Below are 26,033 nucleotides of genomic sequence, written 5' to 3' on the forward strand. Positions count from 1 at the left end.
AGTGCGGCTTAATGAGGAAATGACAACATGTGCGGTATTGTGGGTATCACCGGATTTATGCCGGTTAACCAATCGATCTATGACGCGTTATCGGTGTTACAGCACCGTGGCCAGGATGCAGCAGGCATTTGCACCATTGATGCACTTAACTGCTTCCGCCTGCGCAAAGCCAATGGTCTGGTCAACGACGTTTTCGAAGCTCGTCACATGCAGCGTCTGCAGGGCAACATGGGCATTGGTCACGTGCGCTACCCGACGGCGGGCAGCTCCAGCGCGTCAGAGGCTCAGCCTTTCTACGTCAACTCCCCTTACGGTATTACCCTGGCGCACAATGGTAACCTGACCAACGCTCACGAACTGCGCAAGCAGCTGTTCGAGCGTGGTCGCCGTCATGTTAACACCACCTCTGACTCCGAAATCCTGCTCAACGTGTTTGCGCAGGAAGTCGATCGCTTCCAGCACTTTCCGTTAGAAGCTGAAAATATTTTTGCGGCGGTCGCAGCAGTACACCAGCAGGTACGCGGTGCCTATGCGGTAGTGGCGATGATTATCGGTCACGGTATGGTAGCGTTCCGCGATCCAAACGGTATCCGTCCACTGGTGATGGGTAAACGTGTTCTGGCTGATGGCCGTACCGAGTATATGGTCGCTTCTGAGAGCGTGGCACTGGATACCCTGGGCTTCGATTTCATTCGTGACGTTGCACCGGGTGAAGGTGTGTTCATCACCGAAGAGGGTCAGCTGTTTACCCGTCAGTGTGCGGAAAACCCTAAAAATAACCCATGCCTGTTCGAGTATGTTTACTTTGCTCGCCCAGACTCGTTCCTCGACAAAGTGTCTGTGTACAGCGCCCGTGTGCGTATGGGGACAAAACTCGGCGAGAAAATTGCCCGCGAGTGGGAAGATCTCGATATCGATGTGGTGATTCCAATTCCAGAGACCTCAACCGATGTGGCACTGGAAATTGCACGCATTCTGGACAAGCCTTATCGTCAGGGCTTCGTGAAGAACCGCTATGTGGGCCGTACCTTTATCATGCCTGGTCAGCAACTGCGTCGTAACGCTGTGCGCCGTAAGCTGAACGCCAACCGTGCCGAGTTCCGTGATAAGAACGTCCTGCTGGTCGATGACTCGATTGTTCGTGGTACGACTTCAGAGCAGATCATCGAAATGGCTCGTGAAGCCGGTGCGAAACGCGTGTATCTCGCCTCCGCCGCGCCAGAAATTCGTTTCCCGAACGTGTATGGTATTGATATGCCAACCCCAACGGAACTGATTGCCCACGGGCGTGAAGTGGATGAGATTTGCCAGTTGATCAAAGCGGATGCGCTGATTTTCCAGGACCTCGATGACCTGATTGAAGCGGTACGCGAAGAGAACCCGGATATCGAACAGTTTGAGTGCTCGGTGTTCAATGGCATTTATGTGACCAAAGATGTGGACCAGCCTTATCTGGATTACCTCCAGTCGCTGCGCAATGACGATGCTAAAGCAGTCGCGCGTCAGAACGAAGTGGAAAGCCTGGAATTGCACAACGAAGGCTAATTTTCCCGCATTAGCAATCGGTTACGTTGAAAAAGCCCGGATTTTCCGGGTTTTTTTATGCCCGCGATAAGGGAATGATAATTCTTTGCGCTTTCGACACGTCAATTCCCCTGAATGCCCACTTTCACGCTACTATACCCTTTTTGTAGGGCCGTTAAGGACTGGTTATGAAAAGACTCATCATTGGCATCTCAGGTGCTAGCGGCGCGCTGTATGGCGTAAGGATGTTGCAGGTGCTGCAACCCGTTGCTGATGTGGAAACCCATCTGGTGATGAGCCAGGCGGCACGCCAGACGCTGGCGCTGGAGAGTGACTACTCACTGCGTGAAGTTCAGGCGCTGGCGGATGTGGTCCACGATGCGCGTGATATTGCTGCCAGCATCTCGTCCGGATCGTTTAAAACCCTGGGTATGGCGATTGTGCCTTGTTCCATGAAAACGCTGTCAGGCATTGTGCATAGCTACAGCGACAGCCTGTTGACCAGAGCAGCAGATGTGGTGCTGAAAGAGCAGCGTAAACTGGTGCTGTGCGTCAGGGAAACCCCTCTGCATCTTGGTCATTTGCGGATGATGACCACCGCCGCAGAACTGGGGGCAGTGATCATGCCACCGGTCCCGGCGTTTTATCATCGGCCGACCTCTATCAACGATCTGGTTGATCAGACCGTCAATCGCGTGCTCGATCAATTTGATATTGCCCTGCCTGAAGACCTGTTTACCCGCTGGGGAGAGTAAAAACAGGAAATGCATCAAAAAGGTGCATAAATCGCTGTGCGATCACATTTCGTGCAGCGGTTGCACCAAAAATGTTCGCCACCTCATTTTCCTCGCCACACTGCTGTTATATTGCCTGCGCGGTAGGCCATTTCTGCACGTTTTTAGCGCCTTTAGCGGCCTGATAACTTGCGGTTCTGGCATAAAAAATGCAAATTATTCCGCGCACACATCACAGATCACATAACAAAAAGCACTTACAGAGGTTATCTATGAAGAAGCGAGTTCTGGCTCTTTCTCTGATGCTCGGTTTGACTGCGGCGACCAGCGTTTTTGCTGCGGTGCCGTCTTCTATTCGCATCGGAACGGACCCAACTTACCCACCGTTCGAATCCAAGAATGCTCAGGGGCAACTGGTTGGCTTTGATATCGATCTGGCAAATGAGATCTGTAAACGTATCCAGGCCAAATGTACCTATGTTGAAAGCGATTTTGATGCGCTTATCCCCTCGCTGAAAGCGAAGAAGATCGATGCGATTATTTCTTCACTCTCTATTACGGAAAAACGCCAGGAAGAGATAGCCTTCACTGAAAAACTCTATGCAGCCAACTCTCGTCTGGTCGCGCCTAAGGGATCGACGTTACAGCCGACCATTGAATCGCTGAAAGGTAAAAACATCGGATTGCTGCAGGGCACCACGCAGGAAACCTATGCCAATGAGTACTGGCGGCCAAAAGGCGTGACCGTCACGCCATATGCAAACCAGGACCTGGTCTATCAGGATCTGAATGCCGGACGCATTGATGCGGCCTTCCAGGATGAAGTTCAGGCAAGCGAAGGTTTCCTGAAGCAGCCAGTTGGGCAGAAATATGCGTTCGCGGGTCCATCCGTGAAGGATGATAAGATTTTTGGCGTAGGTACCGGTATGGGACTGCGCAAAGATGATACAGATTTGAAGGCCGCCATCGATAAAGCGTTTGAATCAATGCGTAAAGACGGCACCTACGATAAACTGGCGAAGAAGTACTTTGATTTCAATGTGTACGGTGACTGAGTAAAACCTGTCGTCGATACCCTTGATATTCCGGGCCGCAGGGAAGCGTACCGATCGTTAATGTGAAAAACATGACGATTGGGCTGCTCCGCTGCGGCTCGGGTCTTTCGGGTATCGCTGTTCTGAAGCTTGAACAGCGCTGCGTTTCCACCTCTCGACAGGATCAATTCCATGTTATATGGCTATTCTGACGTAATTATAAAAGGCACTCTGGTGACCCTGGAGCTGGCTCTCAGCTCGGTGTTGTTGGCAGTGATTCTCGGCCTGATTGGGGCCGGAGCAAAACTTTCTGGCAATCGGCCGTTGGCCTTGTTGTTTGAAGGCTACACCACGCTTATCCGTGGCGTGCCCGATCTGGTACTGATGCTGCTGATTTTCTACGGCTTGCAGATCGCACTGAACACCGTAACGGACGCGCTGGGAATAGCACAGTTGGATATCGACCCCATGGTGGCCGGTATTATCACGCTGGGCTTTATCTACGGGGCTTATTTCACCGAAACCTTCCGTGGTGCGTTCATGGCCGTCCCTAAAGGACAAATTGAAGCCGCAACCGCTTTTGGCATGACCGGCGCACAGACTTTCCGTCGCGTGCTGTTCCCGGCCATGATGCGCTTTGCGCTGCCGGCCATCGGCAATAACTGGCAGGTGATTTTAAAAGCCACCGCGCTGGTTTCACTGCTGGGGCTGGAAGATGTGGTGAAAGCGACGCAGTTGGCAGGGAAAAGTACCTGGCAGCCGTTCTATTTCGCTATTGTCTGTGGTGTGATCTATCTGGTGTTTACCACTCTGTCGAATGGAGTGCTGTTGTGGCTTGAACGCCGTTATACCGTTGGCGTGAAGAGGGCCGAGCTATGATGGATATTATTCAGCAGTACTGGCAGGCGTTGCTGTACTCCGATGGCTACCGTCTGACTGGCGTTGCCATGACGCTGTGGCTATTAATCGTTTCGGTACTGCTTGGAGGCTGCCTGGCCGTGGTGTTGGCCATTGGCCGCGTCTCGCCTAACCGCTATATTCGTTTCCCGATCTGGCTGTTTACCTATGTGTTCCGTGGCACACCGCTCTACGTACAATTGCTGGTGTTCTACACCGGTATGTACACCCTGGAAGTGGTCAAAGGCACTGAATTACTCAATGCCTTCTTCCGCAGTGGACTGAACTGTACGCTGCTGGCCTTTACCCTTAATACCTGTGCTTACACCACAGAGATTTTTGCGGGTGCCATTCGCTCGGTCAATCACGGCGAGATTGAAGCCGCACGTGCCTACGGGTTTTCAACGTTTAAGCTCTATCGCTGCATTATTCTGCCTTCGGCGCTGCGCAGTGCCTTACCGGCTTACAGCAATGAAGTGATTTTGATGCTGCACTCTACCGCACTGGCGTTTACCGCTACCGTGCCGGATCTGCTGAAAGTGGCCCGCGATATCAACGCCGCCACCTATCAACCGTTCACCGCGTTTTCCATCGCCGCGGTGCTCTATCTGATTATCTCTTATGTGCTGATTACCCTGTTCCGTAAAGCGGAACGTCGTTGGCTGGCACATGTAAAACCCGCTTCTTCGCATTGAGTACAACTATGGCTGACAATAAATTAAGCGTAACTGAACTGCATAAACGCTATGGTGAACATGAGGTGCTGAAAGGCGTCTCCTTGCAGGCGAATGCTGGTGATGTCATCAGCATTATCGGCTCTTCCGGATCCGGGAAAAGTACCTTTTTGCGCTGCATTAACTTTCTCGAAAAACCGAGTGAAGGCACGATCTCGGTGAATAACGAGTTGATTAATATGGTGCGTGACAAGGACGGGCAGCTTAAAGTTGCTGATAAAGAACAACTCCGTTCATTACGTACTCGCCTGACCATGGTGTTCCAGCACTTTAATCTCTGGAGCCATATGACGGTGCTGGAGAATGTGATGGAAGCACCGATTCAGGTTCTGGGCTTAAGTAAAGCGGAAGCTCGTGAGCGAGCGATTAAGTATCTGGAGAAGGTCGGTATTGATGAACGCGCTCGCGCAAAATATCCGATTCACCTCTCCGGTGGGCAACAGCAGCGTGTTTCTATTGCGCGTGCGCTGGCGATGGAACCCGAAGTACTGTTGTTTGATGAGCCAACATCGGCGCTCGATCCAGAGCTAGTGGGCGAAGTGCTGCGCATTATGCAAAAGCTGGCGGAAGAGGGCAAAACCATGGTGGTGGTAACGCATGAAATGGAGTTTGCTCGCCATGTGTCCAGCCAGGTGATTTTCCTGCACCAGGGGAAAATTGAGGAGCAGGGTGCGCCAGGTGAGCTGTTTGATAACCCGAAAAGCCCACGTTTACAGCAGTTTTTAAAAGGTTCATTGAAGTAACAATGGATCATCAGGGCGCTTGCGTTCTGATGATGTCAGCATTGAACTCATCGCGTTCTCAGGTTACAGATAAACTGAATTTATCTAATAACCCTGAAAAACAGAGCCCTGCAATTTGATATCGCAGGGCTCTGTTTAATCCGTCAACGAGATGAGTAATGATCAGAACCTCTCCTTTTATTCCATATCTTCCGCCGACAAGTGATGCTGAAAAAGGGCTGGAAAAGGCTTTTCCGCGCACGCATGCCCGGCGAGAATTACACAGTAGCGCTGAGGTTGTTGGTTATTCCTGGCCATTACCGGGTGCCAGTGCGGCAAAAGCGAAAGTCAATCCCGCAGCAAAAGTAAAATCAGCGGCATCCTCAGCACAAAAAAAAATCGCCCTTAGCAGAATTTTTCGCCACAAAGAGAGAAGTATATCAAGAAGAAAAAAAGAGGAACGGAAATATCGACTAAATAATGCAGCACGTAATGCAATCGCGGTGCCAGGCGCAGCGCAGGGAAATCACCATGCTAGCGATGGTACAGCGAAAGAAAGCATGACTTCTTACGGTACGTACAGCAGCTATGTAGGAAAAAAAAATAAACTGGCGAAAATAGATCGTGAGGAAGTTGAAAAAAAAAGTAATTCTACTGAAAATAGCCAGCCATCTCATCGTTTTTTAGCGCATGGTAAAAATTTTTCTGGTTTGCAATCAGACCTCACCATCGAGCAAACCACAGATGTGCCTGAAAACAAATCCGACCTTGTTACACCGACTAATGAGACTATCGCACCTCCTTTGCAAGAGGAAAAGTTTTCTTGTCTCTATGTCACCGATGTTCAAGAGTGCTATGAATATATGAGGTTAATGCGGGATAGAAAAGAAAATAATTACTTCTGTCTGAACTCCTCCTTATTTAGTATGTTTGATCATTTATTTCATGATGCCGTGCATAAAAAAAGCACAGTGCCAAGGGAGATTGTTTTTAGCCATGTTAACAGGCATGATGATCAGGAAATAACACAATTCAATAATCTTCGTGGAATGCCTGATATAACATTCAAACAGGAAGAGAATCATAGGATTATAAGCAAGAATGAAGCAGACTCGATACTTTCGTTACTGACCTTATCAGTTATATCGAATGAAGATATCAAGCGGAGAAATATTAGCACCCGGTTTGTTATTCCTGAAAACACCTTTAAATTATTTAAATCACCAGCACCTTCCGGTACCGGTGGGTATTTCATTGCTTATCATATAAATAAGTGTCGAGAACACAGTGGTTTTAATGCGGGTATTATCCCTGTGAATATTTTCGATAATTTTATAATGCTTGAAGATCAGGCTACTGGTTTGATGTTGAGCGGAGATAGTGTTAATAACTTCATTGACGGCTTAAGTAAAGTCACCGGATTGAAATATTACTATAACGATAATATCCATCGACCACAATCTGACTTAGGGGTAAAGGAAAATTATTTAATAAAAACACAATCTCTTTTTATCAACCAGAATGCAACGATGAAGGGGTTCTGCTCTCTGGATGACATTAACGAAGAGTTGACGTTTTTTTCTCCTGTAAGAAATGTACGGCAGGAAAACAACATGAGTATTCCTTTATACAGAAATAGTTTTACCTTATCAGAGGGTTCATTAATTTATATCAATGAAAAAGGTGAGGAGGGCGCGTTCAGGATTTCCGCAACAGGAAAAAATAGCTCATATTATTCACTTTCACCTCAGCTTTTGGGTGACGCAAGGCATTATAGTCAGGCTGGTTTTTTACATGGGCAGAACTACACGCGTCAAATGTTAATTGAACAATTGCAGGCAAAAGGAATGAATTACCTGTCATTTAATAATGATATTGATTTCTCAGCGAAACTCGATGGTTTCTATATGGATATTGAGTTGTCGAGTGAGGAACAGCCAATGCAGGAAAATACCACAGAAACTGAAGTGACGACCACAGAACCAGATTTATCAATTACGTATAATAAGTGTCTGTCCCGTTGTTTTTCATTTCAGCATGGGTTGCTTCAGTATTATGATGATAATGGCGAATATGATGAGGTTTTTTTTACTCCTCAGCAGAGTGGCCTTTTAAAAATTGATTACGATCTCTCGATAACACAAAGTGTTTTTTTGCAAGAGGTAAATATCAAACCCGGAGTACACTATAATGCTAGTGAAATACATACCAGGCTTGAAAGTGCTAACTTTATTAATTACCAAAACATGGCATTGTCAGAGTGATAAAAATTACCGTTTATTCAGTAAATCACTGATTGATGTCTCCAGATTGTGCCAGCGGAACTGGAAACCAGACGCTTCAAGCTTTTGTGGTAACACATGCTGACCACCTAAAACCAGGACGGAAGATTCACCCATCATTAATCGGATTGCCATTGCAGGTGTCCGCATAAAGGCCGGACGATGCAACGCCTGGCCTAAAATGGCGGCGAACTGTTCGTTGCGCACAGCATAAGGTGAAACAAGGTTAACGGGGCCACTCAGTTGCGGATGTGTTATCAACCAGAGCACCGCGCTAATCCAGTCTTCAATATGAATCCATGAGAGGTACTGTTTACCACTGCCAATCGGACCACCAATACCGAGGCGAAAGGGAAGGGTCATTTTGCTTAAGGCACCACCTTGTGGAGTCAACACAATGCCGGTACGCAGCAAACACACCCGGGTTTCGGCACTTTGTGCTCTCAACGCAATTTGCTCCCAACGCGCACAAAGCTGATGGGTAAACTCGTTGTGCCCGGCATCCTCTTCCGTTAAGACCAGGTCACCACTGTTGCCATAAAAGCCGATTGCTGAACCGGAAATCAGCAATGCTGGAGGGTGGGAGCTGGCTTTAATCAGCGTGACCAAACGTTCGGTTATCTGCCAGCGGCTGTCACATAAACGTTGTTTTTGGCTTTCGCTCCAGCGTTTATCGGCAATCGGCTCACCCGCCAGATTGATCACCATATCGACGCTATTCAAATCAGTCTGTTGCTCCAGCCCGGACCAGAGCGCCACCTGTGCGCCCAGAACAGCACGTGCTGCTGCTACGTCACGGGTGACAACACTGACTTGATGTCCCTGCTGTAAGAGTTCCGGGATAAGATGGCGACCAATTAGCCCAGTGCCTCCGGTGAGTAAAATATGCATTAGCGGTTCTCCTGCTCTTGTTATAGCTTCAGCATAGAAGAGTCTGCCTGACGTGTTTGTGCGCTATCCGTTTTTTTCTCTCTTCACATGGAAAGGCCGATTGCCTGAGCCAGAAAAAACGGGTAAAGATGAACCTGTTGATAACTATCCAACTGAGGTCGCCAATGGATTACCCTGCCATCACGTTGTGGGTTGATAGTGATTTTTTTAGCCCTTATGCCCTTTCCGCTTATGTTGCTTTAAAAGAGAAAGGCCTGGATTTCCAGCTACGTTCCGTTGACTTGTCAAGCCAGCAACAAACCTCAGACAGCTATCGTGCGGTTTCACTGACGCGTAGGGTTCCCAGCCTGCAGGTGGGGGAATTTCTGTTGAGTGAGTCTTCGGCTATCACTGAGTATCTTGAAGAACGTTTTCCTGCGCCTGAGTATGAACGCCTCTATCCGCGTGATGTAGAAAAGCGCGCACGTGCCAGAGAGATACAGGCATGGTTACGCAGTGATTTTTTGCCAATACGTGAGGAGCGGCCAACGTCAGTGATTTTTGCTGCGGCACGCTTTGCCCCTTTAAGTGAAGCAGCCTCGTTAGCGGCAAAAAAACTGATTGATGCAGCATTAAAACTGTTACCAGAAGGGCAGCAGAACGTGTTTGGTGAATGGTCAATCGCAGATGTCGATCTGGCGGTGATGCTAAACAGACTGGCACTGCATGGCGATCCGGTACCACAGCGGCTGAGTGATTATGCAGCTTTCCAGTGGCAACGTGCTTCTATACAACTGTGGCTGTCTGAGCCTGGAAGAAACGGCTGAGGATTTTTCCAGGCTTGTACATAATTGCGGAAGTGATTACCTTACGCATCACACGACTAATAAACTCGCTAACCCGCATGATAAGCGGAGCGCAGTCTGACGGGAAAAAACAGGATGGCGGATCAAACAACCGGTGATGGTATTGAGTGGGTTGATATTGTCAGCGAAGACGATGAAGTCATCGCACAAGCAACCCGTGCACAAATGCGTGCACAGACCCTACGCCACCGTGCGACTTACATCGTAGTACATAATGGTATGGGCAAGATTCTGGTGCAGCGCCGCACTGAAATTAAAGACTTTATGCCGGGCATGCTGGATGCCACTGCTGGTGGTGTGGTGCAAAGCGGTGAAGATATGCTCGAGTCCGCCCGGCGTGAAGCAGAAGAAGAACTGGGGATTGCTGGTGTTCCCTTTGCCGATCACGGTAAGTTCTATTTTGAGGATGAACACTGCCGCGTATGGGGCGGACTGTTCAGCTGCGTGTCTCATGGGCCGTTTGCTATGCAGGAAGAGGAGGTCGATGAGGTTATCTGGATGACCCCTGAAGAGATTACTGCACGCTGCGATGAATTTACTGATGATTCACTCAAAGCCTTAGCGCTTTGGCTGAGCCGTAACGGCGAAGCCTGATACTATTTCTGCTGCCGGTCTTCTCCGGCAGCCTTTTCCCTCTGTCTTGTTTTCTACTCAGTCACAAAATCCCCTGATTATAAACTTGAACTATATTATTGAGACAGTGACGAATGAATAATTCTGTTCTCAATGTGATTTTTAATATAAAAATCACCACAATAAATAGGTAAGTCAATGTCATTATCGGGAGTTAGTTCAGGTTTTAACGCCTCTTTTTATACCACTTCTATACCTGACGAAAATGGGGTAATACTCCCTGTACCATTAGCCAGAAAAAGTAGTGGTGGGTATAAAAAGCCGATCAGGGTAAAGAATGCAGATCGATTCCTGTCTAAATCGAGACAAAAGCCCATGGTGATTCGTACGGGCAGCAGGAAAGTACCAGGGATGAACCGGGACGTAGCCAAAGTACACGACCGAAAAGAGGAACCAGCCAGAGAAAGTCTTATGTCTACCCGTTCAGATGTTTTTGGCGTAATTAAAATAAAAAGCCCTGTAAGCATCCACAGACCAAAAAATAAAAATGCTGAAAATATTATTGGATCTAACTTTAATGATCATAAAATTACCGGTGATAAATCTGAGATTTCATCTGGTGAAACTATCTCTATGGCGGAGCAAAAAAAAACAGGTTCTGTTTCAGCTCAACCATCAGCTCGACTTTCTACTTTTGTCAACGCAGATACCACATTGGCTATGATTCAGGCCTCGCGATGGCGTAGAGAGCAGCTCTATTTTAATGTTCCGGTTAATCTATCTCCTCCATTTGAAATGTATTTCAGTTTCCCAGTAAACAGTGCGACTATTCATGATGGAGATATCGTTTTTTTTCAGGCTTTATGCGAAGATAGCCATCCGCGCGATCGGGAAAATCATATTCCAGGTAGTACCATTGCTAGTGTTTATTCTGCAATGACTATCTCGGCAGTGAGTATGAAAAAATTAAAGCAGTACAATCTATCAAATAACAGTATATTGCAGAAAAATAGTTTTAAACTTGTTGAATATCGCGGGCGTCAGGAGGATACCAACCTTCTTCTGGTGTGGTATCGCTATCGTTCTCAAGCGGATGGAGGAAGTAGTGCAGCAATTACTGAAATTATGACTGAAAAAGGAAAATATAAATTAACAGATAAGAATACGGGATATAACTTCACCAGTGATAATCTCAATGATTTTATTGCGTGTATCGAACGTGTTACCGGGTTAAAATTTGATAGCGAAACCCCAGTAGAGCATACTGCAGGATATGCTGTCAGATATGAAATAGCGTTGAATTCAAACAGGAACTTTTTTATTAGCGCAAATGACACCAGCCAGTCGAGTAGTGAGTTATTGGACTTAAGGATCAACGAAGCTGATGATCTCTTTACTTCGGTTGATGCTGCAAATAAAAAATCAGGCGATTTAATTTACAGGGGGTGCTTTAAGTTTTCCGGGGATAAAATTAATTACATCGATCTAAAAGGTATTGAAGGGGAACTAAATTTCCGCACTCACCCCAGAAACCCTCTGCTTTTACGTTATGATAGTCATGGCGAAGCGGAAGATTTTTTAAGTAAAAAAGGTATTTTAAGAGGATATTTTTACAGTAAAGAGGAAATAAGTAATATATTGACGGACTATTATTATATAGCAATAGGTGACGATGTGGGAAAAACCAATAGTGTGCCAAGGTTAGATAATTTTTACATTTCTGAACCATTGGTTAGCCAGTGAAAAAAATCGAATATAAAATTTAGAGAAACCATTTTGAATATAACCTCAAATTACTCATCTGTCCTATATAGAACTGCTTCCGATCAGGTAGAGAGTGAAGTTTCTCCTGAAGATAATAACCGAATGACTGAGGGTAACTTTCACGGTGAGATTTTACCGCAGCCGCTGGCGAGGAAAGGTAAGGGTACAGCCGTTCAGGGAGTTCACTCGAAGATTTCATCCGCGAAGAATACCGGTGTTATAAATAAAAAAAACACAGTGTCGGGTTTGCAAGCAAACAAAAATTCAGGCAGGAGAAATATTAATTCATTAGTGAATCGCCCCCCGGCTCAGAGTACCTCAATCAGTCAGGGGCTTTCTCATGGAACCGTTGGAGAACATCAGGAGGGGCATCATCATTCAATGGGGAAAATGAACAGGAAAAATATAGATCGTAAGAAAACCAGAGTTAAAAATAAAAGCGATGCGGATAATGAAAAGTATGTCAAAGTTAAGGAGGCTAATTATCGTTTCGGCACCTTATCAAAAATAAAAGAATCAAGAAACAAGATGGTTTACAGCGGGTTAAATCGTGGTTTAATAAATGAAACTAATATCTCCCTTTCGGGTGATGGCGATAGCATTGGTATCATCCCTTCATGTCTCTACTTTCATGATGTCGAAAAGGCCAGCCTGCAAATGAGCAAAATGAGGAAAATGCAGTTTAACCTTCCGTTTTGCGTCGAACAAAAGGCATGTGCAATATTTGAATATTTTTTCACTCAATCTTTATCGATAAACAATGATATGGTGTTGTCTCTTCCTGTCAGACAAGAGTTACCTGATTATGCTCAACAGGTTGAACTTAATAAATTTAGGGGGATGGGACAGTTTCTTAAGGGTGATACTGGTCGAAATACAACCATCGGTCAAGACAGCATCTACTCTGTGCTAAATCTCGCAGTCCTGACAGAAAATAAAATAAAAGAAATGAAAATATATCCGGAAAATATCCTTTCGCCAGGATCGTTCAAAGTGATAAAAAACAATCAGCTGGACGGTAAGGATATGTTCTATTTTGCTTATTGCATACTAGCAGGTGATGTTTATACTGAAGTTAATGCTGATATTGTTCCTATCAATGAGAATAAGGATGGGGAATTTAGTCTGACTGATAAAAAGACAGGGTACTCTTTTAAAGCCAAAGATTTAAACTCTCTGGTTGATGGTTTAAAGTTGTTAACTGGCTTAAGCCTTTCAGCAGGGAACCATAGTGAGTTAATAGCTAATTCGACCTCATTTGCAACGACAACCACAATGTTGTTTATGGAAAAGGAGTTGCTGATTGACGGTGAAGACAGTAACAGAGAAATCATTATCAATAAAAATATCAATGTTTTCTCTCCGGTGTATTTTCATCCGCATAATAGCCAGGAGTCATTGGTTCTGTATAAAAATACGTTTGCCATCAGAAATAATACTGTAATTTATGCATCACAAGATGGCGAAGGGGGGATAATAAACTTTCTACCCGATGGCAACGAGCAATATAAAATTCATCTGGATTCGAACAGCAGTCAGCCTGGTGATCTGGAAAGTTTATTTATAGCCCGAGATTCTTATTCTTTGCAGGAGATATCATCACGACTAACTGAACATGGCATGCTGCAAGTTATAGATGATAAAAGCATTACAGGGTATAGCAACAGAACCTTTTTTGAGGTTTTAGCCGGTGAGACGGCATTAGTAGAAGAGGGGTTAAGTGTTGATTATAACAATTACTCATTACCCAGGCCGAAATACAACGCCTGTTTTTCTCTGATTAATAATAGACTGGATGCTATCTCAGAAACCGGTGACTTTCACAGTTTGAATATCACAAGGGATATTTATAATCCTGGTTATTTCCAAATTTCCTCAGTTAACAGAAATGAGGATGTGGTTTTCTTTCAGCGTATTGGGTTAGATAAAAATAGATATTATCAGCTTGTTGATATTGATGATGTTTTGTATGGAATGAAAATGATTAAAGTTCCTGATTTGGTTTTGGAAAGCGAAAATGATCAAGATAATGCGAATGTAATATAAATAGGAGTGTTATGAAAATATCGTCATCATTTCTGGGATCCGGTCATTTGTCATTGGGGTTTTATTATTCAGGAGAGAGGTTAAATGAAAAAAACGTGGGTGAAGTTAAAGTTAATAAATTAGAGCGTGATTTTCCGCGAACATTCCATGCACACAGAGCCGAAGAGAATCTGAAAAATTATGACGCATGGCCATTTCCAGGGGCAGAGGCTAAAAAAGCCAGTAAAACCGTAGCAAGCGCTGCGAAAGTTAAAGCTCCAGTCGCCCAAAAACCGCTCAGTCGTCTACCTGAGCGTAGCATTTCGCGCCTACGTTTGCTGCAGCGTAGTCGTGCGAATCAAAAGAGCGTTGCCGTGGCGGGCCATGAGTCAGTAAACAGCAGTCCTGCTAAAAACAATGATAATAAAGAGGCTCTGATGTCAGGGCGTTCATTTAGCCGTGACTCGGGTAACAGCAAACGTTTTTTACCGGATAGCCGAGTCACAACCACTGCCCAACCAAAATTAAATAGCGATATTATTACGCCTGTTAGTCAAAACAGCAGCTTGCCAGAATGGTTGGAATTCAACAACTCTTCATCTCAGCTACCAGAGTTAGATGGGAGGTTGACCAAAGAAAATCACCCTGTTACGTTTGCAGAACCGAGTTGTCTACGGTTTCACAATGTAGAAACTTTGCAGTTGCAGATGAAAAAAATGAAATTTCATTCACCTGCTATCCGTATTTGTGTTCCTGCTAATACAGTTCCCCTTTTTGAGTATTTATTCACTTACCCTTTGACTGACCTTGGGGGGAAGAACACCAATATCATGGCAAGCATGGTGGTAAATGAAATATTCCCACTGGAATTTAAACGGGCTTCATTTAATAAGTTTCGTGGGTTAAATCAGATGATTAATAAAACATCGATGAATGTTGAGGCACTAGGTAGTGACAGAATATGTTCATTAATCTCATTAGAGGTTCTACCCACCAGGAAACTTATTGATGAAAATATCCCCGGAAATGAGATTCTGGCACAAAACAGTTTTAAAATTATAAGGGTAAAGGAGTTAGATAATACGGACAGGTTATTCATCGCATTTTTTCGCTATCAGTCAATCGGTGATAATGCCATCAATGCTGGATTTCATGAAATAAAAAAACAGTGGAATCAGTTTATAATCAATGATAGTGAATCTGGGTTCAATTTTTTATCTGCCGACATTGAAGAATTCATTATCGGGCTGGAGCGTTTGACGGGACTATCGTTTCGCCCTGATGCGAATACGCTTCCGCGACTAGAAACGAGTCTGTCTTATTCGCAACAAGAGAGATCTGTTTTTACTGATGCAAGGCATATCTTCATTCGCGAAGAGGCGGCCAAACGTTCCCGTCCGCCCTATGGACAAATTAAGATTGATAATTCGCTGAGCTTCTTATCTCCTGTGAAAATTGAAGCGGGTCCATGTGATAGCGCCCCTGTTCTGTATCGCAACTGCTATTTACTGGATGGTGACTGTTTGCGCTATGTTGATGACAGTGGCCGACCCGGCAGACTGGAATTTTTGCCGGTTGGAACCTCAGCAGATCGACAGCTGGTTTCACCTCCTTTTCCTGAGCAATCATTCCTTTTCCAGTTGGGAGCCACGGCAGGTAAAAATTACCTGCTACCAGAGGTCATTGAACTTCTGAATGCTAAAAATATAACGCCGTTTGACTTGAATGGAAAATCGCCGCGTATTTTATATTCCCCAGGATTCTATATTGAAAGTAGCGAATCTAAACATGTTGATAATGATACTGAAACGGTCAGCCTTACGGGGCGAGAACATGTCAGTGTATGGTGCGGTTCCTGTTTTTCATTCCGGGATGGGGAATTACAGTTTAGCGACCACCGTGCCCGTGATGGCACATTAAAATTCGTAGCCGCTAAAGATAAATTACAGGTTGCTTCGCAGAATAGTATCGAGGCTTTACGCTTCGCGCGGGATTTTGGTTTGAAGAGCAATAGCACTTATAGTCTGAATGAAATTCAGGATAGGCTGTATGCGCGAGGGATGGTACAGGTTCCGCATGAGATTGTATGAAGAAACCGGGATAATTCAACTGAGTTATCCCGGTCAATGAGTTACACGCCAGCATCCTCAGCCTGTTGCGACTGAATGGCTGTTAACGCGATGGTATAGACAATGTCATCGACGAGTGCGCCGCGTGACAGATCGTTCACCGGTTTACGCATCCCCTGAAGCATCGGGCCGATTGAGATAAGATCGGCTGAACGCTGTACTGCTTTGTAGGTGGTATTACCGGTATTCAAATCAGGGAAGATGAATACCGTGGCGCGTCCAGCAACCTGCGAATTTGGCGCTTTAGATTTTGCCACATCTTCCATGATCGCCGCGTCATATTGCAGTGGGCCATCAATAACGAGGTCAGGGCGTTTTTCCTGCGCGATACGCGTAGCTTCACGCACTTTTTCCACGTCACTGCCTGCGCCGGAGTTACCCGTTGAGTAGGAGATCATCGCAACCCGTGGATCAATCCCGAATGCTTTCGCTGAATCAGCCGACTGAATGGCGATTTCGGCCAGTTGCTCAGGATTAGGATCGGGGTTAATGGCGCAGTCACCATAGACCAGCACCTGCTCTGGCAGCAGCATGAAGAACACCGAAGACACCAGGGAGCTATTTGGCGCGGTCTTGATGAGCTGTAGCGGAGGACGAATGGTATTCGCGGTGGTATGAACCGCACCTGATACCAGACCATCCACTTCATTCCGTTCCAGCATCATGGTGCCGAGCATTACGTTGTCTTCCAACTGCTCCTCAGCCACCACTTCAGTCATGCCTTTGCTCTTGCGCAGCTCAACCAGACGCGCGACATAGTGCTGACGTACCTCTTCTGGGTTAACAATTTCGATGCCTTTGCCCAGTTCCACACCCTGCGCCGCAGCGACGCGCTGTATCTCTTCTGGATTACCCAGCAGGACGCAGGTCGCGATACCACGCTCAGCGCAGATCGAGGCAGCTTTGACCGTACGCGGCTCGTTGCCCTCTGGCAAAACGATACGCTTACCGGCCTTACGTGCCAGCTCTGTAAGCTGATATCGGAACGCGGGTGGTGAGAGGCGACGGCTACGCTCTGAAGTGGCGGTCAGCGACTCAATCCATTCAGGACTAATAAAGCCGGCAACGTATTCCTGCACTTTCTCAATACGCTGTGTGTCGTCTGGCGGCACTTCAAGATTGAAACTCTGCAGGCTGAGGGAGGTCTGCCAGGTATTGGTATCGACCACAAATACCGGTAAACCAGTCTGGAAGGCACGCTCACACAAACGCGCAATATTGTCGTCAATGTCATAACCACCCGTCAGGAGAATGGCACCGATCTCAATGCCGTTCATGGCGGCGAGGCATGCGGCAACAATAACGTCAGGACGGTCAGCCGAGGTGACCAGCAGTGAGCCTGGGCGGAACAGTTGCAACATATGCGGAATGCTGCGCGCGCAGAAAGTCACAGACTTGATACGGCGCGTATGAATCTCACCTTCGTTCACGATGCGTGCTTTCAGATGGTTGGCCATGTCGATCGCACGGGTGGCGATCAGATCAAAACTCCATGGCACACAGCCGAGCACCGGCAGCGGACTGTTAGCGAACAGCTGCTTAGGATCGATATTGGCCACGCTGGCCTTGTTTGATTCGTCGAAGATCTCCGACAGATCCGGACGTGTACGCCCCTGATCGTCTACGGGGGCATTCAACTTATTGATGATCACACCCGTGATGTTTTTATTCTTACGTCCGCCAAAACCACTTTGTGTCAGCTCAATACGCTCTTTCAACTGCGCGGGAGAATCGTTGCCCAGTGCGGTGACAAACACGATCTCTGCGTTGAGGGTTTTAGCGATTTCATAGTTCAGCGCGTTGGCAAACTGATGTTTGCGGGTAGGTACCAGGCCTTCAACCAACACGACTTCTGCATCTTTAGCATTTTCGTGATAGTTAGCAATGATCTCTTCCATCAAGACATCTTGCTGATTTGCACCCAGCAGGGACTCGACGCGCGAGATGCGGATCGGTTCGGCGGCTGGGATAGCGGAATTTTTTCGGATGATGCTGGTGGTCTGGTCCAGGCTGTCGTCGCCACTGCGTGGCTGTGCAACGGGTTTAAACACGCTGAGGCGCACGCCTTTGCGCTCCATCGCGCGAATTACACCAAGACTTACGCTGGTCAGGCCGACGCTGGTTCCGGTCGGAATGAGCATAATTGTACGTGACACGGTTAACCTCTCCGGTTTTACAGGGTGTCAAAACAACACCGTCAGCCAGATGCTGACGGTATAGATAATCAGGCGGTCAGGCGCGCGGCATCCTGTGCGATCACCAGCTCTTCATTGGTAGGGATCACTACCGCTGGACGCGTGCCGTCTGTATTGATAAACCCGGCTTTGCCAAAGCGCGCCGCCAGGTTACGGTCATGATCCACCTCAAAGCCCAGCAGCGCCAGTTTTTTCAACGCCAGTTCACGTACCAGTGCGGCGTTTTCGCCGATGCCACCGGTAAAGATCACGGCATCAAGACGACCATCCATCAGTGCTGCATAGCTGCCAATGTACTTCGCGAGGCGATGACAGAAGACGTCCATTGCGCGTTTGGCATCTTCTTTCACGTTGTAGTTATCTTCGGCATAGCGGCAATCGCTGGTGACTTCGGTCAGGCCGAGCAGGCCGGACTCTTTGGTCAGCAGCTTATTGATAGCATCAACGGTCATGCCGAGCGTATCGTGCAGGAAGAAGATGATGGCCGGATCGATATCACCACTGCGGGTGCCCATGACCAAACCTTCCAGCGGCGTCAGGCCCATTGAGGTGTCGACACAGATACCGTTACGGATTGCGGCAACGGATGCACCGTTACCAAGATGGCAGGTGATGATATTCAGCGTGTCTACCGGCTTGTTCAGGAACTCAGCGGCTTGCTGAGTGACGTAGTAGTGGCTGGTGCCGTGTGCGCCATAGCGACGAATGCTGTGATCTTTATACAGTGAGTAGGGCAGGGCATAGAGATAAGACTCTTCCGGCATTGTCTGATGGAAAGCCGTATCGAAAACCGCGACATTTTTGTCGGCGAGCTGTGGGAAATTTTTCAGCGCTTCGTCTATACCGATGAGATGGGCAGGATTGTGCAACGGGGCGAAAGAGGAGGCATCTTTAATGCCCTGGATCACTTCAGGGGTGATCAGCACGGATTCCGTGTATTTTTCGCCACCGTGTACGATGCGATGACCAATCGCAGCGATTTGTGCGGAAAGGTCTGGCTTTTGTGCCAGAATAGTTTTAACAATGAAGTGCAGTGCTTCACTGTGCGCAGCGCCAGCACCTAGCGGTGCTTCCTGCTTCTGGCCTTCCAGCTTCCATTTAATACGGGCTTCCGGGAGATGGAAGCACTCTGCCAGACCAGACAGATACTCGTCGCCACTCGCAGGATTGAGGATGGCAAACTTGAGTGATGAACTACCGCAGTTCAGAACCAGTACTAACTTACTCGACATGGAAGTACCTATTGATTAAGTGTGGCGAAAATTGGCGCAATCAGCCTAGCAGGGTAGAGCATGTGCGCAGTTAAAATAATGACGGACATCATGCGCCAGCGATTTTGCGGCGACAATGCAAAAAAATTTATAAATTTTACGTGAAATTTTGATTTGTGTTCTTGAGTACCCGCCTTCACGGTTTTTCTGGCAACTTTTGCCGAGTGATTGTTAAAAAACTGCGACAGAATAGCGGGTGTTGCTGTTAAAAAGCAAAAATAATTGAAAGATGTCACGTAAAGTTGTGTAGCTGTAAAAACAGTTTATTTATTGTGGTTTTAGTTGAGGTATGTAATGGCGAATGACTCCCGCACACACGGTTGGTTTCAAATTTTCCAGCGTGGACAACACTATATGAAGACCTGGCCGAACGATAAGCGCCTGGCTCCGGTGTTTCCCGAAAACCGGGTTATCACCGCTACGCGTTTTGCCGTTCGCTTCATGCCGCCGTTGGCGGTATTTGCCATGGCGTGGCAAATAGCTCTGGGTGGACAGCTTGGCCCGGCAGTAGCAACGGCGCTGTTTGCCTGTACTCTCCCGATGCAGGGACTCTGGTGGTTGGGTAAGCGCTCGGTAACACCATTGCCGCCAACACTGCTGAGTTGGTTCCATGAAGTGCGCGCTAAACTCGAACAGGCGGGACAGGCTATTGCCCCCGTGGAAGGAAAACCGACCTATCAGGCGCTGGCCGATGTTTTGAAGCGAGCCTTTAAGCAGCTCGATCGTACTTTCCTCGACGACCTCTGAAAGCCAGTCACCATTCCCAGGCCTATGCTCCGCGTTTAGTGGGCCCGGCCTGGGAACGATTAGAGTGGGGTATCTTGCGAAATCTCATCCAGAGAGAGGCTAAAGCTTGGGATGAACACCTCCATAAAGTAGTCCATCTCAGGGGAGCGCCGCTCTTGCAGTGTTTTTTCCAACCGCGCTTTTGCCGTCAAAAATTCATTATTTCCCGCTGACAGCTCTTCAAGGCATTTCACATAAGCACAAAGAGCATCAGCCTGTTTGACTACGGCGTGCTCATCCCGACTGGCTTGATGTTCATCCAGTAATGGACTCCAGATATCCTGTAGCTCCTCGGGTAACATCTGAATGAGCTTCTTTTGGGCGATTTTTTCAATCTTTTTGTATTCGTGGGCGATTTGCGCGTTGTAATACTTCACCGGTGTGGGTAAATCACCGGTCAGCACTTCGCTGGCATCGTGATAGAGCGCCAACATTCCGATGCGATCGGCATTGACGTTGCCGGAGAATTTTTTGTTTTTAATGACCGCCAGCGCATGGGCCACCATCGCGACCTGTAAGCTATGTTCTGAGACGTTTTCTGTGCGTACGTTACGCATTAGCGGCCAGCGGTTGATCAGTTTTAAGCGGGAGAGATTGGCAAAAAAGTGGCTTTGAATCATGCGTTATCCTGTGCGTAGTTGGGGAGGATCGACCTCCCCATAAACATGGCGAACTGGCGCAGGTGACTACTGGCGATAACCTTCCAGGAAACGGCCAAATTTGCTGATCGCCATTTCCAGATCGTCAACACGTGGCAGCGTTACAATGCGCACATGATCTGGCCACGGCCAGTTAAATGCCGTGCCCTGTACCAGCAAGACCTTTTCCTGCAACAGGAAGTCTAGCACCATCTTCTGGTCATCCATCAGATTGAATTTCTTCGCATCAATGCGTGGGAACATATACAACGCACCCTGCGGTTTGACGCAACTGACGCCAGGAATTTCATTGATCAGTTCCCAGGCGCGCTGACGTTGCTCATACAGACGACCGCCAGGCACAATGAATTCACTGATGCTTTGATAGCCGCCAAGCGCGGTCTGAATGGCATGTTGCGCAGGAACATTGGCGCACAGGCGCATTGAAGCCAGCATTTCTAAGCCTTCAATGTAACCTTTAGCATGTTTTTTCGGTCCGTTGAGTACCATCCAGCCTTGACGGAAACCGGCAACGCGATAAGTCTTTGACAGGCCATTAAAGGTGACGGTGAGCAGATCCGGTGCCAGTGCGGCAATGGAGTGGTGCTGTGCTTCGTCATACAGGATTTTGTCGTAGATCTCATCGGCGAAGATAATCAGGTTGTGCTGGCGGGCGATCTCAACGATCTCCAGCAGCAGCTCTTTGCTGTATACCGCACCCGTTGGGTTATTCGGGTTGATAATCACAATACCACGGGTACGTGGGGTGATTTTGCTGCGGATATCGTCAAGATCCGGGAACCAGCCAGCGGATTCATCGCACAGATAGTGCACGGCTTTTCCGCTGGAGAGCGACACGGCCGCCGTCCACAGAGGATAATCCGGTGCTGGCACCAGCATCTCATCACCGCTGTTGAGCAAGGCTTGCATCGCCTGCACAATCAACTCTGAAACACCGTTGCCGATATAGATGTCTTCTACCGTCATGTCGCGCATTTCACGCGCCTGGTAGTGCTGCATGATCGCTTTACGTGCGGAATAGAGGCCTTTTGAATCGCAATATCCCTGTGCACTTGGCAGGTTACGGATGACATCGACCAGAATTTCATCGGGCGCTTCAAAACCAAATGGCGCAGGGTTGCCAATATTGAGTTTGAGAACTTTATTGCCTTCTTCTTCCAGACGTTTTGCTTCTTTTAATACCGGACCACGAATATCGTAGCAGACGTTTTCCAGCTTACCTGATTTATCTATTTGAAAATTCATTCTTAATTCGCCTTACACATCATGTCTTGATACAGGCACAACACCGATCAGGACAATGTACTCTTCTGCATGCCACAAAAGAAGGGTAACGGGGTGTTTTATGCATTTCAGCCTGTTTTTTTGAAAAAAATGGATTATAATTTTATCTAAATGTGATTTTGTAAATTCATTATCTTTTTTTTGTCTTTTTTGGCGTTTTTTATACTTTTAGTGGCGTTGCAGTATTGTAAACGATTTTATCCGCAAGTTAACTCGCAAATTAAGTAGTTTTTCAAGGGTTTCCCCCGCTGAATACAGGTGTAAACTCTACGAAATAGTTAAGCATTTTTTTATAGATTACCGCTAAACGATGCTGCGTTTACGGGGGTTGCCATTATGTGCTTAAGCGTGCAGGTTTTCAGCCAAATCTCCCTGCGTTTACAGCCCTGAATATGGTAAACCTTGCCATACGGTTTAGTCGGCGTTTTTTCGCATTCAAGCCTGGTCTTGGTGTGTTTTCACGGTATTTAAGGTAAGGAGGGCTTAAAATCGGAACAGGGATGTGCCAGGATGTGCGAAAAATCACATTTGGTCAAAATTTGCGATAATTGACGCAAAATAATTTCCATTTTCCGGGTAAAAATGATTAAGTATAATTTACTATTTGAAGTTGCTTATCGCTAACGGATAGCTTATCCGGAAGCGTTTTATATTGTCTCGTATGGTCATTTTTTTAAACGAGGCGCCAGGTAAATTCACAGCTCGCAGTCGATCGTTTTCGCGACGGCTTCAGAAGTTGTTCCTGCCTGTATTGCGGTTGTCCTCCGTTCTGGGACAATGTGCTCGTCGGTTTAACACCGGCAACTTGTTTAGTGCTCTCTTCGCGCAGCCAAAGAACACCATAGCGACTTATCTCTTTGATAACTCGTGTAATAACACCAGGGTAGTAGTTTTTACAAATCTTATAAAGTGAAGAAAAAAACATGACTAATGCAAATCGTCCGATACTTAATCTCGATCTCGATCTGCTGAGAACATTTGTTGCTGTTGCTGATTTGAATACGTTTGCAGCAGCCGCTGCTGCCGTGTGCAGAACACAATCTGCAGTGAGCCAGCAGATGCAACGTCTCGAGCAGTTGGTAGGTAAAGAGCTGTTTGCCAGACATGGACGTAATAAACTTCTCACGGAACACGGCATCCAACTGCTGGGCTATGCCAGAAAAATCTTGCGCTTCAACGACGAAGCCTGCACCTCTCTGATGTACAGCAATATCCAGGGCGTGCTGACCATTGGTGCGTCTGATGACACATCCGATACCATTCTCCCGTTCTTGCTGAACCGCGTGACCTCTGTTTATCCAAAACTGGCCATCGATGTTCGTGTGAAGCGTAATCCATTTATGATGGAGATGCTGAACCAGGGTGAAGTTGATCTGGTTGTCACCACCTCAAGTCCGGGTAACTTTACCCACCAGGTGCTGCGTACTTCACCAACACTGTGGTACTGCGCAGCGGATTACATTTTCCAGCGCGGTGAAGCGATTCCATTGGTGTTGCTGGATGAACCAAGTCCGTACCGTGACATGGCTATCGATCATCTTAACGAAGCGGGCATCCCGTGGCGTATTTCGTACGTCGCTTCAACCTTGGCTGCGGTTCGTGCTGCGGTGAAAGCGGGCTTGGGTGTGACGGCACGTCCAGTGGAAATGATGAGCCCGGAATTGCGCGTGATGGGGGCTGCTGAAGGTTTACCGGTATTGCCAGATACGCAGTATCTGCTGTGCCGTAACCCAGATAGCGATAATGAGCTGGCTCTGGCGATCTTCAATGCGATGCAGTCCAGTAATGACCCGTACAACCTCAGTGCCAATCCTGAAGACAGCCTGCTGCTGGACGACGAAGAGTAAATTCAATAAGTCTTTGCTTGTTCTTTAAGCGACGCTTGAATTGTTAAAACTGTAAATAACGGGCCTCAGGTGTGATTACTTCACTCTGAGGCCTGTTTTTTTATCTTTTCTTGCTGTTTTTTCGCCATTTTTAACGCCATTCAGATCTCCCTCAAAATACGGTACTTCAATAAATTTCATTTTATTCACATTTGGAATAAAGATTTCCATAATTCAGTGCGAATGCCATAAAGCCAGCGGTTTTCATGGTGTTTTTTTGTGCAATAAATCCCAATCTGTGTTCTGGATCAAAAAATACCCCTGAAAAAAGGGAGGAAATCTGCCGGATACCTGCCAGAATATGATTACTAAATGCACGATGCAGGCATCTGATTTACAACTACACTGTTATTAACCCTACAAACTGAAGCGATTTAGCGTTACGATAGCGCTCTTGATGTTAACTGTGGGTTGCAAATGTTAGTTTTTGTTTAATTGCATTTGTCTAAGTTGACAAAAGGTTATGGAAAGAGGTAAATAACCACACAAAATTGCTGCTTAATCGCTAATGACAGCAAAAAGTACAAGGTTATTTCCTTCCCTTGAATTGATGTGGTGGGTTTACTGCCAGTGTAACGAGCAGGAAGCGGACATCACTTTTGAAAAAGAAGCAGAGACAATGTCAACTACCAGCGAAGTAATCGCTCATCATTGGGCGTTTGTCGTATTTATTGTTATTGCGTTCGGCCTGTGTGCTTTCATGTTAACCGGCGGTTGGTTACTCGGTGGTAAAGCCCGCGCCAGATACAAAAACACCCCTTTCGAATCCGGTATTGCTTCAGTAGGCGATACCCATATCCGTCTCTCCGCAAAGTTTTATCTGGTTGCGATGTTCTTCGTCATCTTCGACGTTGAAGCCCTCTTTCTTTACGCATGGTCGACCTCAATCCGCGAAAGCGGCTGGGTAGGCTTTGTGGAAGCTGCCATTTTCATTTTGGTCCTGTTGGCTGGATTGGTCTATCTGGTGCGCATCGGTGCGCTTGATTGGGCCCCTGCAAAACGTCGGGTAGTCGTGAAAAGCGCCCCGATCAGCCACAACCACTCCAGCAAGCAGTAAAAGCGAGGCAATAAGATGGACTATACGCTCACCCGCGTGGACCCGAACGGTGGTGATCAAGACCGTTACCCGTTGCAGAAACAGGAAGTTGTTGGCGATCCGTTAGAACAACATGTTCACCGTAGTGTTTACATGGGCAAACTCGAAAATGCCCTGCATGACATGGTGAACTGGGGCCGTAAAAACTCCCTGTGGCCCTATAACTTTGGCCTTTCCTGCTGTTACGTGGAAATGACGACGTCGTTCACTGCGGTGCATGACGTTGCACGTTTTGGTGCTGAAGTTATGCGCGCCTCACCACGTCAGGCTGACTTCATGGTGATTGCCGGAACACCCTTCACCAAAATGGCCCCGGTCATTCAGCGCCTGTATGACCAGATGCTGGAGCCAAAGTGGGTTATCTCCATGGGTGCCTGCGCCAACTCTGGCGGCATGTACGACATTTATTCCGTTGTGCAGGGCGTCGATAAATTCCTGCCGGTTGATGTGTATATCCCAGGCTGCCCACCACGCCCAGAAGCCTACATGCAAGCGCTGTTGCTGTTGCGGGAATCCATCGGTAAAGAGCGTCGCCCTCTCTCTTGGGTGGTCGGCGATCAGGGCGTCTACCGCGCCAATATGCAGTCAGAGCGCGAAAGAAAACGCGGCGAGCGTATCGCAGTGACCAACCTGCGAACGCCTGACGAAGTATAAGTTAACCGTGTATGGATGGAGATGCCCAAAAGCGACTGTGACAGCACA

General features: G+C 47.2%; 21 protein-coding genes. 16 read left to right on the plus strand and 5 right to left on the minus strand.

Annotation, left to right across the window (positions count from 1 at the left end; translation table 11 throughout):
* The first annotated feature begins 27 nt into the window (after positions 1 to 27).
* From purF to B880_RS0100475, 7 genes are all read left to right on the plus strand, one after another.
* Positions 28 to 1,545, plus strand: coding sequence for an amidophosphoribosyltransferase (purF, locus tag B880_RS0100445; protein ID WP_017345412.1), 1,518 nt, complete (start codon positions 28 to 30; stop codon positions 1,543 to 1,545).
* A gap of 167 nt (positions 1,546 to 1,712) precedes the next feature.
* Positions 1,713 to 2,279 (plus strand): UbiX family flavin prenyltransferase, encoded by a 567-nt coding sequence (locus tag B880_RS0100450; protein ID WP_017345413.1) that lies wholly within the window; start codon positions 1,713 to 1,715, stop codon positions 2,277 to 2,279.
* 251 nt (positions 2,280 to 2,530) lie between these two features.
* Positions 2,531 to 3,313, plus strand: a complete 783-nt coding sequence (argT, locus tag B880_RS0100455) for a lysine/arginine/ornithine ABC transporter substrate-binding protein ArgT (protein WP_026042333.1) — start codon at positions 2,531 to 2,533, stop codon at positions 3,311 to 3,313.
* Positions 3,314 to 3,484: 171 nt separating this feature from the next.
* Complete coding sequence (locus B880_RS0100460) at positions 3,485 to 4,171, plus strand: histidine ABC transporter permease HisQ (protein WP_017345415.1); 687 nt, start codon at positions 3,485 to 3,487, stop codon at positions 4,169 to 4,171.
* Complete coding sequence (locus tag B880_RS0100465; RefSeq protein ID WP_017345416.1) at positions 4,168 to 4,884, plus strand: ABC transporter permease; 717 nt, start codon at positions 4,168 to 4,170, stop codon at positions 4,882 to 4,884. The genes B880_RS0100460 and B880_RS0100465 overlap by 4 nt, the downstream gene beginning before the upstream one ends.
* 8 nt (positions 4,885 to 4,892) lie before the next feature.
* Positions 4,893 to 5,666 carry a histidine ABC transporter ATP-binding protein HisP gene (gene hisP, locus B880_RS0100470; RefSeq protein WP_017345417.1) on the plus strand — a complete coding sequence of 258 codons (774 nt, stop codon included), beginning with the start codon at positions 4,893 to 4,895 and terminating at the stop codon, positions 5,664 to 5,666.
* A 158-nt stretch (positions 5,667 to 5,824) separates the two neighbouring features.
* Complete coding sequence (locus B880_RS0100475) at positions 5,825 to 7,909, plus strand: hypothetical protein (RefSeq protein WP_017345418.1); 2,085 nt, start codon at positions 5,825 to 5,827, stop codon at positions 7,907 to 7,909.
* A gap of 6 nt (positions 7,910 to 7,915) precedes the next feature.
* Here the strand turns inward: B880_RS0100475 and B880_RS0100480 are convergent, their stop codons facing one another.
* Positions 7,916 to 8,818, minus strand: a complete 903-nt coding sequence (locus B880_RS0100480; RefSeq protein ID WP_017345419.1) for a TIGR01777 family oxidoreductase — start codon at positions 8,816 to 8,818, stop codon at positions 7,916 to 7,918.
* A 164-nt stretch (positions 8,819 to 8,982) separates the two neighbouring features.
* Here B880_RS0100480 and yfcF point away from each other — a divergent pair, with 164 nt between their 5' ends.
* The 5 genes from yfcF (at position 8,983) to B880_RS0100505 (ending at position 16,115) form a co-directional block, all read left to right on the plus strand.
* On the plus strand, positions 8,983 to 9,624 hold the full coding sequence (yfcF, locus tag B880_RS0100485; RefSeq protein WP_017345420.1) for a glutathione transferase: 642 nt from the start codon (positions 8,983 to 8,985) through the stop codon (positions 9,622 to 9,624).
* Positions 9,625 to 9,738: 114 nt separating this feature from the next.
* Positions 9,739 to 10,257 carry an NUDIX hydrolase YfcD gene (gene yfcD / locus B880_RS0100490; RefSeq protein WP_017345421.1) on the plus strand — a complete coding sequence of 173 codons (519 nt, stop codon included), beginning with the start codon at positions 9,739 to 9,741 and terminating at the stop codon, positions 10,255 to 10,257.
* Between the two features lie 177 nt (positions 10,258 to 10,434).
* Complete coding sequence (locus B880_RS0100495; RefSeq protein WP_157060475.1) at positions 10,435 to 11,979, plus strand: hypothetical protein; 1,545 nt, start codon at positions 10,435 to 10,437, stop codon at positions 11,977 to 11,979.
* Between the two features lie 33 nt (positions 11,980 to 12,012).
* The gene (locus B880_RS0100500; RefSeq protein ID WP_157060476.1) at positions 12,013 to 14,046 is read left to right on the plus strand and encodes a hypothetical protein; all 2,034 of its coding nucleotides are present in this window, start codon (positions 12,013 to 12,015) and stop codon (positions 14,044 to 14,046) included.
* 11 nt (positions 14,047 to 14,057) lie between these two features.
* The gene (locus tag B880_RS0100505) at positions 14,058 to 16,115 is read left to right on the plus strand and encodes a hypothetical protein (RefSeq protein ID WP_157060477.1); all 2,058 of its coding nucleotides are present in this window, start codon (positions 14,058 to 14,060) and stop codon (positions 16,113 to 16,115) included.
* A 41-nt stretch (positions 16,116 to 16,156) separates the two neighbouring features.
* Here B880_RS0100505 and pta read toward each other — a convergent pair whose 3' ends face one another.
* Positions 16,157 to 18,310 (minus strand): phosphate acetyltransferase, encoded by a 2,154-nt coding sequence (gene pta / locus B880_RS0100510; RefSeq protein WP_071524356.1) that lies wholly within the window; start codon positions 18,308 to 18,310, stop codon positions 16,157 to 16,159.
* Positions 18,311 to 18,378: 68 nt separating this feature from the next.
* Positions 18,379 to 19,581, minus strand: a complete 1,203-nt coding sequence (ackA, locus tag B880_RS0100515) for an acetate kinase (protein WP_017345426.1) — start codon at positions 19,579 to 19,581, stop codon at positions 18,379 to 18,381.
* Positions 19,582 to 19,914: 333 nt separating this feature from the next.
* On the opposite strand from ackA, the gene yfbV reads away from it, so the two are divergent.
* Positions 19,915 to 20,367 (plus strand): terminus macrodomain insulation protein YfbV, encoded by a 453-nt coding sequence (yfbV, locus tag B880_RS0100520; protein WP_017345427.1) that lies wholly within the window; start codon positions 19,915 to 19,917, stop codon positions 20,365 to 20,367.
* Positions 20,368 to 20,426: 59 nt separating this feature from the next.
* Here yfbV and yfbR read toward each other — a convergent pair whose 3' ends face one another.
* Both yfbR and B880_RS0100530 read right to left on the minus strand, forming a co-directional pair.
* Positions 20,427 to 21,026, minus strand: a complete 600-nt coding sequence (gene yfbR / locus B880_RS0100525; protein ID WP_017345428.1) for a 5'-deoxynucleotidase — start codon at positions 21,024 to 21,026, stop codon at positions 20,427 to 20,429.
* A gap of 66 nt (positions 21,027 to 21,092) precedes the next feature.
* Positions 21,093 to 22,310 carry a pyridoxal phosphate-dependent aminotransferase gene (locus tag B880_RS0100530; RefSeq protein WP_017345429.1) on the minus strand — a complete coding sequence of 406 codons (1,218 nt, stop codon included), beginning with the start codon at positions 22,308 to 22,310 and terminating at the stop codon, positions 21,093 to 21,095.
* A gap of 962 nt (positions 22,311 to 23,272) precedes the next feature.
* Between B880_RS0100530 and lrhA the strand changes: the two genes are divergently transcribed.
* From lrhA to B880_RS0100550, 3 genes are all read left to right on the plus strand, one after another.
* A complete protein-coding gene (gene lrhA, locus B880_RS0100535; RefSeq protein ID WP_017345430.1) occupies positions 23,273 to 24,196 on the plus strand; it encodes a transcriptional regulator LrhA in 924 nt (307 codons plus the stop codon).
* A 658-nt stretch (positions 24,197 to 24,854) separates the two neighbouring features.
* The gene (locus B880_RS0100545; RefSeq protein WP_026042334.1) at positions 24,855 to 25,292 is read left to right on the plus strand and encodes an NADH-quinone oxidoreductase subunit A; all 438 of its coding nucleotides are present in this window, start codon (positions 24,855 to 24,857) and stop codon (positions 25,290 to 25,292) included.
* A gap of 15 nt (positions 25,293 to 25,307) precedes the next feature.
* Positions 25,308 to 25,985, plus strand: a complete 678-nt coding sequence (locus tag B880_RS0100550; RefSeq protein ID WP_017345433.1) for a NuoB/complex I 20 kDa subunit family protein — start codon at positions 25,308 to 25,310, stop codon at positions 25,983 to 25,985.
* Positions 25,986 to 26,033: the final 48 nt, after the last annotated feature.

The sequence above is a fragment of the Pantoea sp. A4 genome (assembly GCF_000295955.2).
In the GTDB taxonomy this organism is placed as follows: Bacteria; Pseudomonadota; Gammaproteobacteria; order Enterobacterales; family Enterobacteriaceae; genus Pantoea; species Pantoea multigeneris.

Excerpts from the sequence above, each read along its gene's own strand:
- purF (WP_017345412.1), top strand. The coding sequence starts at position 28 with ATGTGCGGTATTGTGGGTATCACCGGATTTATGCCGGTTAACCAATCG.
- B880_RS0100450 (WP_017345413.1), top strand. The coding sequence starts at position 1,713 with ATGAAAAGACTCATCATTGGCATCTCAGGTGCTAGCGGCGCGCTGTAT.
- argT (WP_026042333.1), top strand. The coding sequence starts at position 2,531 with ATGAAGAAGCGAGTTCTGGCTCTTTCTCTGATGCTCGGTTTGACTGCG.
- B880_RS0100460 (WP_017345415.1), top strand. The coding sequence starts at position 3,485 with ATGTTATATGGCTATTCTGACGTAATTATAAAAGGCACTCTGGTGACC.
- B880_RS0100465 (WP_017345416.1), top strand. The coding sequence starts at position 4,168 with ATGATGGATATTATTCAGCAGTACTGGCAGGCGTTGCTGTACTCCGAT.
- hisP (WP_017345417.1), top strand. The coding sequence starts at position 4,893 with ATGGCTGACAATAAATTAAGCGTAACTGAACTGCATAAACGCTATGGT.
- B880_RS0100475 (WP_017345418.1), top strand. The coding sequence starts at position 5,825 with ATGATCAGAACCTCTCCTTTTATTCCATATCTTCCGCCGACAAGTGAT.
- B880_RS0100480 (WP_017345419.1), bottom strand. The coding sequence starts at position 8,818 with ATGCATATTTTACTCACCGGAGGCACTGGGCTAATTGGTCGCCATCTT.
- yfcF (WP_017345420.1), top strand. The coding sequence starts at position 8,983 with ATGGATTACCCTGCCATCACGTTGTGGGTTGATAGTGATTTTTTTAGC.
- yfcD (WP_017345421.1), top strand. The coding sequence starts at position 9,739 with ATGGCGGATCAAACAACCGGTGATGGTATTGAGTGGGTTGATATTGTC.
- B880_RS0100495 (WP_157060475.1), top strand. The coding sequence starts at position 10,435 with ATGTCATTATCGGGAGTTAGTTCAGGTTTTAACGCCTCTTTTTATACC.
- B880_RS0100505 (WP_157060477.1), top strand. The coding sequence starts at position 14,058 with ATGAAAATATCGTCATCATTTCTGGGATCCGGTCATTTGTCATTGGGG.
- ackA (WP_017345426.1), bottom strand. The coding sequence starts at position 19,581 with ATGTCGAGTAAGTTAGTACTGGTTCTGAACTGCGGTAGTTCATCACTC.
- yfbV (WP_017345427.1), top strand. The coding sequence starts at position 19,915 with ATGGCGAATGACTCCCGCACACACGGTTGGTTTCAAATTTTCCAGCGT.
- yfbR (WP_017345428.1), bottom strand. The coding sequence starts at position 21,026 with ATGATTCAAAGCCACTTTTTTGCCAATCTCTCCCGCTTAAAACTGATC.
- B880_RS0100530 (WP_017345429.1), bottom strand. The coding sequence starts at position 22,310 with ATGAATTTTCAAATAGATAAATCAGGTAAGCTGGAAAACGTCTGCTAC.
- lrhA (WP_017345430.1), top strand. The coding sequence starts at position 23,273 with ATGACTAATGCAAATCGTCCGATACTTAATCTCGATCTCGATCTGCTG.
- B880_RS0100545 (WP_026042334.1), top strand. The coding sequence starts at position 24,855 with ATGTCAACTACCAGCGAAGTAATCGCTCATCATTGGGCGTTTGTCGTA.
- B880_RS0100550 (WP_017345433.1), top strand. The coding sequence starts at position 25,308 with ATGGACTATACGCTCACCCGCGTGGACCCGAACGGTGGTGATCAAGAC.